Raw genomic sequence first — 14,728 nt, 5'->3', positions numbered from 1 at the left:
AACTCACCGTCATTCTGAACTGCGAGGGACGAGCGTGATTCAGAATCTATCGTCCGGTTGAGCAGTGGTTAAGCTGAACGGGAAAGAATAGGATCTTGCTGTGACGAGATTTTTAGTCTCGCTAAGGCTCGCTAGAATGACGCACTCTTTTGATTTAGAGGCTGTTAAACTCACCGTCATTCTGAACTGCGAGGGACGAGCGTGATTCAGAATCTATCGTCCGGTTGAGCAGTGGTTAAGCTGAGCGGGAAAGAATAGGAGCTTGCTGTTACCAGATTCTTAGTTTCGCTAAAGCTCGATTGAGTGACGAACTCTTTTGATTTAGAAACTGTTAAAGCCATCGTCATTCTGAACAGCGAGGAATGAGTGTGATTCAGAATCTACGCACAGAGCGCTCCGAGTTTGAAATAAACTGACTGAGCTTGCGAATTACAATGGAAAAGTAACAGCGAATAATGAAGGAGAATGAATCATCGATAAGACACCTTGCGTTTATATCCTAACGTCAAATAACAACGCCGTTCTCTACATAGGTGTTACCAGTCAGCTGCCCCAAAGAATATGGCAACATAAAAATGGAGTAGTGGAAGGGTTTACCAAGAAATACAACGTTCATAAGCTCGTTTACTTTGAGTTATTCGACGATATGGCTAATGCTATAAACCGAGAAAAGCAGCTCAAGCAGTGGAAGCGTGAGTGGAAGTTAGCCTTGGTAAGAGAAACGAACCCTAACTTTCTCGATCTATCTACTGAGTATCAGTAAAAATCATCCCTATCTTTAAACGCATTTAAGCTAACCACATCCGCTTTTTGTGTCGGTGCCGCTTCCCCTTCTAGCGCTGCTTTGAACTTTACGACCTGTTTTTGCAACTCGTTCATCAATACCACATTGGTGTGATGAGGGTTTTTACACGTGCTGATGACTCTATCAATGTGGCTTTGTTGAGCCCACAATCTTTCTTTCATATTTTCTGATGCCCTTTCGATCATCTCTTTCGCCATCTCATGACGAAATTGCTCAAAAGCTTCTGGGTCTCGCTCTGCCATTCGAACCATTTCATCGAATGGAGGAAGCGTTTGGGACGGGATATGACGTAGATTAGACATCGATGCTCTCCAAATCCTTATGGAAATTGCCTTTAGTTACTAAAAGCCTATACCACTAGAAAGAGGAGAGAGAATGAATTCTTCAGCCGTCTCACTTATAAGAGAAGCTTTCAAGCTTGAGATTGAATAAGTGCGGCATGTCGATGTTTGGTTGTGGTGGTTACTGCAGTTGTTGGATGCGGTAAACGCAGCGTCTTTGGCCACTAATGATGTGTTCGGTACGCTCTACTTTGGTGTCACGTCCAAGTAAAGACTGAAAGACACTTAATTCTGATTGGCACAAGCTTGGGCAGCGAGTTGCGGCTTTACAAATCGGACAGTGATTTTCGATTAAGATAAATCCGTTCTCATCTTTCTCGAGTTCAGCCATATAGCCTTCTTGCTCTCTTAATGTGACGAGTGTTTCTAGTTTGCTTTGCAGAGAGTCGCATTGCTCAAGATGCTGACGATAACTTTGTAACGTGAGTTTTTCCCTCTCTGATGTGACTTTTTCCAGTCCATCTTTGCCAAAGATATGTTCGACAGCTTCTATAAACTGAATGGTCAACTCACTGTGACGGTCAGCAAATTGCTCATGACCTTTTTGAGTGAGAGACCAATGACGAGCAGGGCGACCAACTTTTACTTTTACGTCATGGATAGAAAGAATGCCATCATCTTCTAAACTTTGCAGGTGCTGACGAGCCCCCATGGTTGTCATACCTAGCTCAGAGGAGAGTTGTTTTGCAGTGACGGAGCCATCACGCTTAACGATTTGCAATATCCTATCTACGGTCTTCATATACCCACCATTTATACGTCAGTACATATTATGCGCGATAGGGTTAGTAAAGAAAAGTGTTGACTTAATTTGAGTGTGGATTTGTAGGGGCTATGTTCATATGAGCCAATATATGTCGTCATTCTGAACAACGAGGAACGAGGTGATTCAGAATCTATCTTTTGGTTGAGTAGTGGTTAAGGTGACCAGGCAAGAATAGGAGCTTGTTACTACTAGATTCTTAGTCTCGCTGGGGCTCGCTAGAATGACGAATTCTTTTGATTTAGGGCTAATTAAAGCCACCGTCATTCTGAACAACGAGGAACGAGAGTGATTCAGAATCTACTGTCCGGCTGTGCGGAAAGAAAGGCTCAAGCTCAGACTGAGCGAGAGCCTCGAGAAATGCTTAAAGAATAATATCGCGTACTTCTGGATCTTTACGATCTAGGTAGTGAGTCGACTTAATGCGACGAATAGTACGGCATCGACCGCGCACGAGCAGCGTTTCTGTGGTCGCCATATTGCCTTGACGAGAGATGCCTTCCAGCAAGTCACCTTTAGTGATGCCTGTAGCTGAAAATACCACATTGTCGCTACGAGCCATGTCTTCCATTTTGAGGACAACATTCGCTTTTACGCCCATTTCATCGCAGCGTTTTAGTTCATCTGCGCCGTAAATGCGGTTTTCTTCAGTATCGCCTTTTACTTCGTGACGAGGAAGCAGACGACCGTGCATGTCACCGTCTAGCGCTCGAATTACCGCTGCTGATACAACCCCTTCTGGCGCGCCGCCAATACAGTACATCATGTCCACTTCACTGTCTGGCATACAAGTCAGAATAGAGGCAGCCACGTCACCATCAGGCACCGCAAAGACACGCACGCCCATTGCTTGCATTTCTGCAATAACGTTATCGTGGCGAGGTTTCGCAAGGGTAATAACGACTAGGGTATCAAGTGGCTTGTTCAGGGCCTTTGCTACGTTCTCTAGGTTTTCTTTTAACGGCTTTTCTAAGTCAATTACGCCTTTTGCACCAGGGCCAACAACCAGTTTTTCCATGTACATATCTGGCGCTTTAAGAAAGCTGCCTTTCTCACCTGCGGCAAGTACGGCTAGTGCGTTCGATTGTCCCATTGCCGTCATACGCGTTCCTTCAATCGGGTCGACTGCAATATCTACTTCATCACCACCAATACCCACTTGCTCACCAATGTACAGCATTGGCGCATCATCGATTTCACCCTCACCAATGACAATTTCACCACTGATATCTGTTTTGTTCAGTAGCGTGCGCATAACTTCAACAGCTGCGCCATCGGCTGCGTTTTTATCGCCACGGCCAAGCCATTTGTAACCAGCCAGAGCTGCACCTTCAGTCACACGGGAAAATGCCATTGCTAAATCGCGTTTCATGATGTCTCCAAGTAAGCAAGAGGGAAGAAGAATTTGCGCGGCGATTCTATCACAAGGTCGAGTAAACGTTTGCCTTTTTGCGAGGCTTTTACTTTATCTAACTTGAATTTGATCAATACTTAGGGCGATTTTCAGCGTAGCGAGACGCAAAATCCTTGCTCAAAAATGCTTCGGCGACAAGAAAAGTCAGCGTTTAGTGAGATTGCGCTGATTTTTTGACCGAATGATGCAAAATATCGAATATAGTGAGTGTTTCTCATCGCGACGCTGAGTAGAATGAACCTTATATAGGTTAGGTGTGCATCAATCTCGCACATCGTCCCAACGGAATAACATAGGTAGGCCAAGATGTCTTTTGAAGTACTAGAACAACTAGAATCTAAAATTCAAACTGCAGTTGACACAATCACTCTTCTTCAGATGGAAGTCGAAGAGCTGAAAGAAGATAAAGCTAAACTTGCGGAAGAAGCGAACGAGCTTCGCTCTCAACGTGAAGAGCTAGAGCAAAAAGCACAACAAGCACAGCAAGAGCACGCACAATGGCAAGAGCGCATTCGTGCACTACTTGGCAAAATGGACGAAGTGGAATAATTCGGCTTCTTCATTCCAAATTAAAAACACCCGCGTTAAGCGGGTGTTTGTGTTTTAGGGAAGTAGAAAATGTTAAGACAAGGCTAGGCGCTAAGAGCCAAGAGAAGACCCTATAACTTAGGCGCCTAAGACTCGTTATGCTTCTTCATCCAACTCTAAATCAATATTCAATGGTTCTGGCGACAGGATAATTCCGGTGCTATCAGCGTAAATGTAATCTTCTGGAAGGAAGCTAACGCCGCCAAAGTTGACTGGTATATCCAATTCGCCAATACCCTGGCTGGTCGCTCCAACAGGAATAGAGGCGAGGGCTTGAATGCCTAAGTTCATATCTTCAAGTTCATCTACTTCACGAACACAGCCGTAAACGACAATGCCTTCCCACTCGTTTTCTTCCGCAATGGTTGCGATTTCTGCATCGATAAGGGCTTTACGTAGGGAACCGCCACCGTCAATTAACAAAACGCGACCAAGTCCATCTTGCTCTAATGTCTCGCGGATCAACGAATTATCTTCAAAACACTTGATGGTGGTGATTTGCCCGGCAAATGAAGCGCGACCGCCAAAGTTACTGAACATTGGTTCAACCACATCTACCTGATCGAGGTAGATATCACAGAGTGCTGAGGTATTGTATTCCATAGCGTACCTTTCTAAACAGAAATTGGTTGTCTTTGAGTATATCTAGGCATTAAGTCAATGCAATGACAATCCTTTTTTAACTTACTAGAGTTTGAGCTACCACAATTGTTGCAAACAAAACGTTGGTGACTAAAGAGCATTTCACGATGACTGGCATCATTGGTGCTATCTGAGCGGGCTTTTGTGTATGCCAAACCGCTTTACCATGATCGGCCACGAAATAAATACTAAGTAAAAATGGCAAGCTAATCCAAACGGGTTTGTCTTGAATTAACAAGTAAGCCGCAAAGGCAAGAATAGCACCGCCAAGTAAAACAAAGTGGTACTGCTTGGCTTTGCGTTGACCCAATCGCACTGCGACTGTGCGTTTACCACACTCTCGGTCGTTCTCGATATCACGCATATTGTTGATGTTGAGTACTGCAACGGCGAGTAAACCGCAGCCTAGAGCAGGTAAGAATAGCGTGGTATCTACGTGACCAGTATGCAAGAAATAAGTACCGGATACGCCGAGTAAACCAAAAAACAAGAAAACTGAAATATCGCCAAGCCCCACGTAACCGTATGGTTTGCTACCCATGGTATAAGCAATGGCTGCGAGAATGGCCAGAATTCCCAGCCCGATAAAAGTAACAATACTTTCCAGTGAACTTAGTGAATAGAAAACTAACACCAAGCCTGAAATGGCGGTCAGAGCGATGTTAAAGATAATCGCCTGTTTCATCTGTTTCGCACTTACCGCGCCTGACTGCATCGCTCGTAATGGGCCGAGGCGTTTGTCGTTATCTGTACCTTGAACGGCATCGCCATAGTCGTTTGCCAGGTTGGACAGAATTTGCAGCAATGTCGCGGTTACGAAAGCCATGATGGCAATCGTCAGTGAGAAATGACCCGCCGAGTAGGCGAGCACGCTACCTGTTAAGATAGAGACCAATGCCAGAGGTAATGTTTTTGGACGAGCGGCTTCAAGCCAGATCTGTAGAGATTGTTTCATGGAAATTTCGTGCTAGTAACCAATGTGCCCAGTATAAGCACAAAGAGGCAGATACGCTATTGACCTAAAACAACTCAACTAGAAGTCAAAGGGTGATTCAGAATCTATCATCCGGTTGTGCAGTGGTGAAGGTGAGTGGGAAAGAAAGGCGTCTGCTGTTAGCAGATTCTTAGTCTCGCTTGAGCTCGCTAGAATGACGAGATCTTTTGATTTAGGTGTTGTCAAAGTCATTCTGAACAGCCAGGAACGAGGTGATTCAGAATCGATCATCCGATTGTGCGGTGATTAAGGTGAGCGAGGAAAAATAGGCGTCTGTTGTTACCAGATTCTTAGTCTCGCTTGAGCTCGCTAGAATGACCAGGTCTTTTGATTTAGATGTTGTCAAAGTCACCGTCATTCTGAGCAACGAGGAACGAGGTGGTTCAGAATCTATCGTCCCAATAGTGCCGTGGTTAAGGTGAGTTGGAAAGAATAGGCGTCTGCTGTTAGCAGATTCTTAGTCTCGCTTAAGCTCGCTAGAATGACGAGAGCTTTTGATCTAGATGTTGTCTAAGTCACCGTCATTCTGAACAGCGAGGAACGAGTGTGATTCAGAATCTATCATCCGATTGTGAAGTGTTACGGTGAGAGAGAAAGAATAGGCGTCTGCTGTTACTAGATTCTTAGTCTCGCTTGAGCTCGCTAGAATGACGAGATCTTTTTGATTTAGGTGTTGTCTAAGTCACCGTCATTCTGAACAGCGAGGAACGAGGTGATTCAGAATCTATCGTCCCAATAGTGCCGTGGTTAAGGTGAGTTGGAAAGAATAGGCGTCTGCTGTTAGCAGATTCTTAGTCTCGCTGGAGCTCGCTAGAATGACGAGATCTTTTGATTTAGATGTTATCTAAGTCACCGTCATTCTGAACAGCGAGAAACGAGGTGATTCAGAACCTATCGTCCCGGTTGTGCGGTGGTGAAGGTGAGTTGGAAAGAATAGGCGTCTTCTGTTAGCAGATTCTTAGTCTCGCTTGAGCTCGCTAGAATGACGAGATCTTTTGATTTAGATGTTGTCAAAGCCACCGCTATTCTGAACAACGAGGAACGAGTGTGATTCAGAATCTATCGTCCGGTTGTGAAGTGGTTAAGGTGAGTTAGAAAGAATAGGCGTCTGCTGTTAGCAGATTCTTAGTCTCGCTTGAGCTCGCTAGAATGACGAGATCTTTTTGATTTAGATGTTGTCAAAGTCACCGTCATTCTAAACAGCGAGGAACGAGTGTGATTCAGAATCTATCGTCCGATTGTGCGGTGATTAATGTGAGCGAGGAAGAGTAGGCGTCTGTTGTTACCAGATTCTTAGTCTCGCTTGAGCTCGCTAGAATGACGAGAGCTTTTGATTTAGATGTTGTCAAAGTCACCGCCATTCTAAACAAAAAGCCCAGAAACAAGGTTCTGGGCTTTGGTAAAATAGATTGCGTTTAAAGAATAAAGCGGCTTAGATCTTCATCTTCAATTGTGTCGCCTAGGCGCGCTTTCACGTAAGCGGAATCAATAACGAATTTAGCGCCAGATTGCTCCGCTGCGTCGTAAGAGATTTCATCCATCAAGCGTTCCATTACGGTGTGTAAGCGACGAGCACCGATGTTTTCTGTGCTCTCGTTGACCGTCCATGCCGCTTCCGCGATTTGCGTGATACCATCTTCTGTGAACTCGATGTCCACATCTTCCGTTTTCATCAACGCAACGTACTGCTCTGTTAGAGAGGCTTTTGGTTCTGTCAGAATGCGTTTGAAGTCGTTGCTGCTTAGTGCTTCTAGCTCAACACGAATTGGTAGACGACCTTGCAATTCTGGGATCAAGTCAGATGGTTTTGCCACTTGGAATGCTCCAGATGCAACAAACAGAATGTGGTCTGTTTTTACCATGCCGTGCTTGGTTGATACCGTGCTGCCTTCAATTAATGGAAGTAGGTCGCGCTGAACACCTTCGCGTGAAACGTCTGGGCCTGAGCTCTCGCCACGTTTACAGATCTTGTCGATCTCATCGATAAATACGATGCCGTTGTTTTCAACGTTGAAAATCGCTGCTTCTTTCAGCTCTTCTTGGTTAACCAGTTTCGCCGCTTCTTCTTCCGCTAACGCTTTCATTGCGTCTTTGATTTTCAGCTTACGTTTTTTCTTAGTGTCGCCTGCCAGGTTTTGGAACATGCCTTGCAGCTGGTTAGTCATCTCTTCCATACCAGGAGGCGCCATGATCTCTACGCCCATTTGTGGTGCGGCTACGTCGATTTCAATTTCTTTATCGTCTAGTTGGCCTTCACGCAGTTTCTTACGGAAGATCTGGCGAGTGTGAGAAGACTCTTCCGTTTGCTCTGCTTGACCCCAGCTATCACGTGCTGGTGGCAGTAGCGCATCAAGAATGCGTTCTTCCGCTTGCTCTTCTGCGCGGAATTTCACTTTCTCCATCGCTTGTTGATGCGTCATTTTCACAGCAACATCTGTTAGGTCACGGATGATGGTTTCAACTTCTTTACCAACGTAACCCACTTCGGTGAATTTTGTCGCTTCAACTTTGATGAAAGGGGCATTTGCCAGTTTTGCGAGGCGTCGTGCGATTTCAGTCTTACCAACACCAGTAGGGCCAATCATCAAGATGTTTTTTGGTGTCACTTCGGCACGCAAGCTTTCTTCAAGCTGCATGCGGCGCCAGCGGTTACGAAGTGCAATCGCAACCGAACGCTTGGCTTTTTCTTGACCGATAATGTGGCGGTTCAATTCATGAACGATTTCGCGAGGCGTCATTTCAGACATATTCTTTCCTTACTTCGTTACGATTACGCGGTTGGTTTTTCAGGCTCTACTGTTGAGTCTAGCTCTTCTACCGTGTGGTGATGGTTCGTGAAGACACAAATATCACCCGCGATATTGAGAGCTTTTTCCGCGATCTCACGAGCATCTAGATCTGTGTTTTCTAGTAGGGCGGTTGCGGCAGCTTGTGCGTAAGCACCACCAGAGCCAATCGCAATCAGGTCGTGTTCTGGCTGTACGACATCACCATTACCGGTAATGATTAACGATGCGGTTTCGTCGGCAACGGCAAGTAAGGCTTCGAGCTTGCGCAGAGCACGATCGCTACGCCAGTCTTTGGCTAGCTCAACTGCCGCTTTGGTTAGGTGACCTTGGTGCATTTGCAGTTTGCTTTCGAAGCGCTCAAAAAGGGTGAAGGCATCCGCAGTACCGCCGGCAAAGCCCGCTAGTACTTGGTTGTTGTATAGGCGGCGAACTTTGCGCGCATTACCTTTCATTACGGTATTGCCTAGAGATACTTGGCCATCACCCGCGATGACGACTTTATTATTTCGACGTACAGATACAATGGTAGTCACAGTCGACCTCTTGATTATTTCTCTTTGGATTTAATTCAGTATATGGGGGAGGGGAAATAGGGATTCAAGGGGGGCAAAAAGAAAGGTTCATCGCGGATAAGCGGGAACTCAAAACAAAAACGGTAGTAAGTGATAGAGTTTTATCGCCAAACAAAACCTACACAAACTACCGTTTTCATGTCGAATCATACTTTCCTATCTTCATTCTGGGAAGGCTTTCATATCGTAAAGTCTCATCAGACTGCATCATTGATTAAGCTCACTCTCGAACCGAACTCTATCGCTAAGTGCCCGTGTGGACGTAAAGCTCAAGCCGTACATGAGTATCAATGGCGCAACGTGAAAGAAGCCTCACTGCTTGGAGTGCCCGTTGAACTATCCGTCCAAACTCGACGCATTAAGTGCAGTCACTGCGGTATTAAAACGGAACGATTATCTTGGTTAGAGCCTTATGCTCGCATCACCAATCGTCTACGAAGCTACATAGAACAGTTGTTGCCGCTGTTGCCAATTAAGCATATTGCCCAATTGACAGGAGTTCATTGGCACACAATCAAAGAGATAGATAAGCGTCGACTTCAACAAGTAGTACCGCAAGTTAAATGGGGTGAATTAAGGCAACTCGTCATGGACGAGTTCGCAATTTTTAAGGGACATCGTTATGCCACCGTCATTGCTGATGCTAAAAGCCATCAGGTTATCTGGATAGGGCTAGGCCGCAGCCGTAAGGATATTCGACCGTTCTTCGAGCAGTTAGGTGAGCATGGCAAAAACATCGAAGCGGTAGCAATGGATATGAACACGGCTTTTGACCTTGAAGTCCAAGAGCATTGCCCAAATGCACGTATCGTTTACGACTTGTTCCACGTTGTTGCTAAGTTCGGTCGTGAAGTCATGGATAGAGTCAGAGTCGACCAAGCCAATAAGCTAAAACATGATAAAAAGGCAAGGCAATGGGTCAAGCGTTCACGTTGGGTGTTATTGAAAAATAGGGATAATTTAAATACACAACAAGACGGCTACCTGACTGAAATATTGGAGATGAATCAGGACTTGATGACAACCTACCTACTGGGGGCACAATTAAAGGAACTCTGGCGTTGTGGATCTGAACTTCAGGCTAAAAACCTATGGAAGGTATGGTGGGAGCAAGTGAATGAGAGTGGGATCAAGCCGTTAAAAGAGTTCGCTCGAAAGCTCCGTCCATACCTTCATGGGATTACTGCTTCAGCAAGCTATCCGTTGAATACCTGTACCCTCGAAGGAATAAATAACAAGATAAAGTTAATCAAGCGGATGGGGTATGGATATCGAGATACTGATTACTTCTTCTTAAAGATAAAAGCGGCTTTCCCCGGAAAGCCGCGATGAACCAAAAGAAAGGCCCTAGGATCTTAGCTCCTTGGGCCTGAGTTTAAAGATTTTCTTTCCAAATCGCACATGGCTCGATTTTCGCGCGTTGCAGTTTATGACGGTCACGTTCTGCATCACGTTTGAACTTATACGGACCTAGCACCACGCGATACCATGAACTGCCTTCTTTCTTACGAATCTTGCTCGACATCCCTTGGAACGCGATTGCAAGCTTGCGCTCTTCTGCTTGCGCCTGGGTTTTGTAAGCGCCACATTGCATGATGTAGGGAATCTTAGAAACTTCAATTTCTTTGGCCACAACTTCAACTTCACGTTTCGGTAGTGACTCGACATATTCCCATTTTTCTTCTGGTGGTGGCGGCAAATCTTTTTTCGGCTTTGGTTTGCTCACAGTGGTTGTTGGCTGTTTCACGACAGGTGGTTTTGGTTCTGGGTCGCTACTCAAAAGGTAAAGGCCATAGCCAAAACCGCCCACAAGCAAGATAGCGAGCAGGCCACTACGCCAAGGTTTTTTTCTTCTCGGCGGTTGTTTTTTTGTCGACTTTTTTGGGGCACCTCGCCCCCGTCTTACATAATCTCTATTTGCCACGGTTATTTCTGGTCATCAAGGATTCTTGCAAATATGTTAATCCAGAACGAGTTGAGAAAACACCCTATTGATAGAATCTTGATAGCTAAAGCGCGACAACGTCGGAGTGTGTTTCCGTTCGAGCTTATATTTGTGCGGGATAAACAAAAAGCAGATGGGGTAAATAAAAAGCGGCGCCTTAGCACCGCTTTGGGTATGGATACTTAATTTTTAGGTTAAGGGCGCTGTGGTGGCGCTGCACTTCCGCGAATGACGAGATTAGTTTCAAGCAAACGCGAGCCTGAATGCACGTCGTGGCCTTTTAACATCTCGAGCATCATTAGCATTGCTTGTCGACCAATCTCATAGCGAGGCTGAGAGATGGTGGTCAACGGTGGATCGCAGTACTGAGCGAAGTTAATGTCATCAAAGCCCACAACAGAGAGATCTTGCGGTACTCGTAAGCCAAGCTTTTTCGCTTCTTGAATTGCGCCGATGGCCATTGTGTCACAGTGACAGAAAATAGCCGTTGGTGGCTCAGGCAATTCGAGCAGTTTGCGAACGGCTTTTGCTCCGCCATCAAAAGAGAACTCAGTAATGACACTATATTGTGGATCTTTATTGATGCCGGCACGGCGCAGGGCTTGTTGGTAGCCTTGCTGGCGGAACTGACACAATATTGCCGTATCTGGCCCCGAGATTTGCGCGATGCGTTTATGACCTAGTTGGGTTAGGTAATTCACCGCTTCAAATGCTGAGGTCAGGTTGTCAATATGTACTGTCGGAAGTTCTAACTCTGGCGCAAATTCACACGCCATTACCATCGGAGGTAAGTTCTTTTGTTCTGGCTTACTGACATCGAACGGTAGATCTGTGCCAAGCAGTAGCATTCCATCCGCCTGCTTAGTAAATACGAGGTTAACGAAAGAACTTTCGCGTTTCTTCTGTTGTCCGCTATCGCCCAGCAGGACTAGATAGCCATGTTCCATGGCAGCATCTTCAATACCGCGAATAATTTCAGAAAAATAAGGATCACAGATGTCGGGAACGATAGTGACAATGGTTTTTGATTCGTTTCTACGTAAGTTACGCGCTAATGAGTTTGGAGAATAACCCGCTTCAAGTACGGCATCTTCTACTCTTTTTCTCGTTGAAGAAGAGACCTTCTCTGGGTTCATTAATGCTCGAGATACCGTAGCCGTAGACACTCCCGCAAGCTGGGCAACATCCTTCATTGTCGCCATAGTTTTTAACCTCTCGTTTATTTTTTGCCAAGATGACGTTATTCCGGTTTGAAATCATAGTAATCACGCTGAGTTAGAGCAGCGTTTGCTCTTCGCTCAGTTCGTGTTAACAAGTGGAAAAATGGATTCTTCACTGCGACATCAATTTGTGGGAATAGTCATTGTTTTAATCTAAGCCTGTGCGAACAAGTCACTTTAGACTTTTCTAATTTGGATAGTCTATTCATTTCTAAAGTGAAAGTTACGGTCTGTTTAACAAAAATTGCAATCCCGTCGTGATGCTCGTCACATTAAATGGTAATTCATTACATAGTTAAACGTTTGCTAGCTGAGATCTTGTGGCTCTATGTCTAAATTCCAGCGAACTTTCTTGGCATTTGGCAACAACTCAATAGCAGGTTTGGCACTGGTTAATAACTTTTGCATCAATGAACGATGCTGGGTTTGAAGTAACAGCTGCCAGCGGTATTTACCAGCCCGCTTGGCCAAAGGTGAAGGAGTGGGGCCTAACACCATGCAGGAATCATCGAACAGAGGGTGTGATTCTAACGTAAAGCGAACCTGACGCAGGAAGTCTTCAACTACCTCACTTTGGTTTGCTTCTGCTTTAAACAGAGTCAAGAAACTATAAGGCGGAAGCTGAGCCAGTTTGCGTTCTTCCAGAGCTGTCATAGCAAAGTGACGATAGTCTTTTTGAAGTAGGGCTTGCAGCAAGCTGTGCTCAGGATGGTGAGTTTGCAGGATCACTTCGCCAGGTTTACTTGCTCGGCCAGCACGACCTGCGACCTGAATAAACAGCTGAGCTAATCGCTCCGAAGCGCGAAAATCACTACTATACAAAGAGCCATCAACATCCAAAAGAGCTACGAGCGTTACATTTGGAAAGTGGTGCCCCTTAGCCAGCATTTGAGTGCCTATCAGTATTTGGTATTCACCTTTACGAATCGACTCAAGGGCATCTTCCAAACTACCTTTGCGACGTGTGCTGTCTCTGTCGATGCGAATGGCGTTGTATTCTGGAAATAACTGAGCCAATTGTTGTTCGAGTTGTTCCGTTCCTACGCCGACGGTAACCAATTGAGTTGAACCACACCCCTGACACTGATGAATGACAGGTTGTTGTGAGCCGCAGTGATGGCAGCGTATTTCGTTGCTGTAATGGTGGAACGTATAGTACGCATCACAGCGTTTACATTCTGCAATCCAACCACATTCATGGCACATCAAAGCGGGCGAGAAACCTCGGCGGTTAAGAAACAACATAACCTGATTGCCCACTTTTAAGTGTTTGCGCATTTCTGCAATCAGTTGGGCGGATAAGCCGCTTTCTAAATACTGACCTTTTACATCTAACACTTTATTGGTGGTTGGCACGGCAGAGCCAGCTCGTTGGGTGAGTGTTAAATGGTGATATTTACCAGACAGTGCATTATGTAGGGTTTCTAACGCTGGCGTCGCTGAGCCAAGGACAATCGGTACTTGCTCTTTATGGGCACGCATGACGGCAACATCACGGGCATGGTAACGCAAGCTGTCTTGTTGCTTATACGATGCGTCATGCTCTTCATCAACGATAATAATCCCCAAATCAGCAAAAGGTGTCAGTAGGGCTGAGCGCGTACCAATGATGATCCCCGCGGCTTTATCGCGAGCCGATAACCAGGCGTTCAAACGCTCTGTTTCATTCAAACCGGAATGAATCACATCTACCGGGACATTAAATCGATGTTTAAAGCGGTTGATGGTTTGGGGCGTTAGACCGATCTCAGGTACTAAAACTAATGCTTGTTTCCCTTGCTCTAGAACGGGCTTGATAAGGTTTAAGTAAACTTCGGTTTTACCAGAGCCAGTTACCCCTTCTAATAAATAGCAAGCAAAGCCCGTTTGGCTATTTACGCTGGCAATCGCGAGTGCTTGTTCATGGTTAAGCTTTGGTTTCTCAACCGTACACTCTACATTTTGACTCCATTTCGTAATGGTCGGCTTTTTCTCGATGCGCTCGACCCAACCTTTTTCTTCGAGGTTTTTTAAGATGGTTGAGTTTACTTCTTGATCCAAGAGCTCTTGATGCGAGGTTGGGCCGTTGACCATCATTTGGAGTGCACGCTGTTGTTTTATCGCACGTCCAAGCCCTTGCATGAGCTTATTTCTTCCTGCTTCTGTCAGTTGCCATTCTTGTAGCGTTGCAAAGTCAGCCGGTTTGCCTTTCCTCAGCGCGGCAGGCATTGCATTGTGTAGAGTGTCACCTAGAGGGTACTGATAGAACTGGCTGCTCCAATTTAGCAGAGAATAAAGCGTCTCTGGCCATATCGGTTGGGAGTCTAATACCGCTTTGATTGGCTTAAGCTGCTCTTTAGGAAAGTCGGAGTGGTTCACCATTGCGGTGACGATGCCGACTAAGGTTTGGCGTCCAAAAGGTACGGAAACGCGTCCACCAATGATCGGAAACAGGTGCCCCGGAATGGCGTAATCAAATTGTTTGTCGAGCGGAACGGGTAATGCCACTCTAGCAATGGTTGGACGCATAAATTCTTAGCTATTAAAAAAGAGGGAAAGGAAATGAGAGTCTATTAAAATCGGTATGGAAATTCGAGTAAAGCAATGCGATTCAGCGTGAATCGTGCCTCTATGATTAGTCTGGCTAAAAAAGTGGCGAAAAAGTTGCCAAATGTG

Annotated in this window: 13 protein-coding genes; 3 read left to right on the top strand and 10 right to left on the bottom strand. The window is 45.6% G+C overall.

Annotated features, from left to right (window positions below; all coding sequences use genetic code 11):
- Positions 1–472 precede the first annotated feature (472 nt).
- The gene (locus R7Z10_RS11885; protein WP_080276962.1) at positions 473–763 is read left to right on the top strand and encodes a GIY-YIG nuclease family protein; all 291 of its coding nucleotides are present in this window, start codon (positions 473–475) and stop codon (positions 761–763) included.
- Here the strand turns inward: R7Z10_RS11885 and R7Z10_RS11880 are convergent.
- The 3 genes from R7Z10_RS11880 to glpX all read right to left on the bottom strand — a co-directional run bounded on the left by R7Z10_RS11880 (position 757) and on the right by glpX (position 3,281).
- Positions 757–1,107: a DUF3135 domain-containing protein gene (locus R7Z10_RS11880; protein WP_213971935.1), complete on the bottom strand. Its 351-nt coding sequence runs from the start codon at positions 1,105–1,107 to the stop codon at positions 757–759. The two genes, R7Z10_RS11885 and R7Z10_RS11880, sit on opposite strands and share 7 nt — an antisense overlap.
- Positions 1,108–1,267: 160 nt before the next feature.
- A complete protein-coding gene (locus R7Z10_RS11875) occupies positions 1,268–1,888 on the bottom strand; it encodes a metalloregulator ArsR/SmtB family transcription factor (RefSeq protein WP_213971936.1) in 621 nt (206 codons plus the stop codon).
- A gap of 385 nt (positions 1,889–2,273) precedes the next feature.
- Entirely contained in the window at positions 2,274–3,281 is a 1,008-nt protein-coding gene (gene glpX, locus R7Z10_RS11870; RefSeq protein WP_025768348.1) for a class II fructose-bisphosphatase, read from the bottom strand.
- 348 nt (positions 3,282–3,629) lie between these two features.
- Here glpX and zapB point away from each other — a divergent pair, with 348 nt between their 5' ends.
- A complete protein-coding gene (zapB, locus tag R7Z10_RS11865; RefSeq protein WP_005379536.1) occupies positions 3,630–3,872 on the top strand; it encodes a cell division protein ZapB in 243 nt (80 codons plus the stop codon).
- A 135-nt stretch (positions 3,873–4,007) separates the two neighbouring features.
- Here the strand turns inward: zapB and rraA are convergent, their stop codons facing one another.
- The 4 genes from rraA to hslV form a co-directional block, all read right to left on the bottom strand.
- Positions 4,008–4,514, bottom strand: a complete 507-nt coding sequence (gene rraA / locus R7Z10_RS11860; RefSeq protein WP_033905997.1) for a ribonuclease E activity regulator RraA — start codon at positions 4,512–4,514, stop codon at positions 4,008–4,010.
- A gap of 76 nt (positions 4,515–4,590) precedes the next feature.
- Positions 4,591–5,508, bottom strand: coding sequence for a 1,4-dihydroxy-2-naphthoate polyprenyltransferase (locus tag R7Z10_RS11855; protein ID WP_213891727.1), 918 nt, complete (start codon positions 5,506–5,508; stop codon positions 4,591–4,593).
- 1,454 nt (positions 5,509–6,962) lie between these two features.
- Positions 6,963–8,294, bottom strand: coding sequence for an HslU--HslV peptidase ATPase subunit (hslU, locus tag R7Z10_RS11850; RefSeq protein WP_025768349.1), 1,332 nt, complete (start codon positions 8,292–8,294; stop codon positions 6,963–6,965).
- A 23-nt stretch (positions 8,295–8,317) separates the two neighbouring features.
- Positions 8,318–8,869 carry an ATP-dependent protease subunit HslV gene (hslV, locus tag R7Z10_RS11845; protein ID WP_005383176.1) on the bottom strand — a complete coding sequence of 184 codons (552 nt, stop codon included), beginning with the start codon at positions 8,867–8,869 and terminating at the stop codon, positions 8,318–8,320.
- 177 nt (positions 8,870–9,046) lie between these two features.
- On the opposite strand from hslV, the gene R7Z10_RS11840 reads away from it, so the two are divergent.
- Positions 9,047–10,240 (top strand): ISL3 family transposase, encoded by a 1,194-nt coding sequence (locus R7Z10_RS11840; protein ID WP_203346307.1) that lies wholly within the window; start codon positions 9,047–9,049, stop codon positions 10,238–10,240.
- Positions 10,241–10,283: 43 nt separating this feature from the next.
- On the opposite strand, the gene ftsN is transcribed toward R7Z10_RS11840, so the two are convergent.
- From ftsN to priA, 3 genes are all read right to left on the bottom strand, one after another.
- Entirely contained in the window at positions 10,284–10,832 is a 549-nt protein-coding gene (gene ftsN / locus R7Z10_RS11835) for a cell division protein FtsN (RefSeq protein ID WP_053809480.1), read from the bottom strand.
- 215 nt (positions 10,833–11,047) lie between these two features.
- On the bottom strand, positions 11,048–12,076 hold the full coding sequence (gene cytR, locus R7Z10_RS11830; RefSeq protein ID WP_254901949.1) for a DNA-binding transcriptional regulator CytR: 1,029 nt from the start codon (positions 12,074–12,076) through the stop codon (positions 11,048–11,050).
- Between the two features lie 303 nt (positions 12,077–12,379).
- A complete protein-coding gene (priA, locus tag R7Z10_RS11825) occupies positions 12,380–14,581 on the bottom strand; it encodes a primosomal protein N' (protein WP_213971563.1) in 2,202 nt (733 codons plus the stop codon).
- Positions 14,582–14,728: the final 147 nt, after the last annotated feature.

Origin of the sequence: Vibrio sp. Vb1018, assembly GCF_033338775.1 — a bacterium.
Taxonomy (GTDB): Bacteria; Pseudomonadota; Gammaproteobacteria; order Enterobacterales; family Vibrionaceae; genus Vibrio; species Vibrio alginolyticus.
This window is presented reverse-complemented; position numbering and strand designations above follow the sequence as displayed.

What these genes read in the sequence shown, in the direction of transcription:
- R7Z10_RS11880 (WP_213971935.1), bottom strand. Translation starts at nt 1,107, where the DNA reads ATGTCTAATCTACGTCATATCCCGTCCCAAACGCTTCCTCCATTCGAT.
- R7Z10_RS11875 (WP_213971936.1), bottom strand. Translation starts at nt 1,888, where the DNA reads ATGAAGACCGTAGATAGGATATTGCAAATCGTTAAGCGTGATGGCTCC.
- rraA (WP_033905997.1), bottom strand. Translation starts at nt 4,514, where the DNA reads ATGGAATACAATACCTCAGCACTCTGTGATATCTACCTCGATCAGGTA.
- hslU (WP_025768349.1), bottom strand. Translation starts at nt 8,294, where the DNA reads ATGTCTGAAATGACGCCTCGCGAAATCGTTCATGAATTGAACCGCCAC.
- priA (WP_213971563.1), bottom strand. Translation starts at nt 14,581, where the DNA reads ATGCGTCCAACCATTGCTAGAGTGGCATTACCCGTTCCGCTCGACAAA.
- zapB (WP_005379536.1), top strand. Translation starts at nt 3,630, where the DNA reads ATGTCTTTTGAAGTACTAGAACAACTAGAATCTAAAATTCAAACTGCA.
- R7Z10_RS11855 (WP_213891727.1), bottom strand. Translation starts at nt 5,508, where the DNA reads ATGAAACAATCTCTACAGATCTGGCTTGAAGCCGCTCGTCCAAAAACA.
- glpX (WP_025768348.1), bottom strand. Translation starts at nt 3,281, where the DNA reads ATGAAACGCGATTTAGCAATGGCATTTTCCCGTGTGACTGAAGGTGCA.
- R7Z10_RS11840 (WP_203346307.1), top strand. Translation starts at nt 9,047, where the DNA reads ATGTCGAATCATACTTTCCTATCTTCATTCTGGGAAGGCTTTCATATC.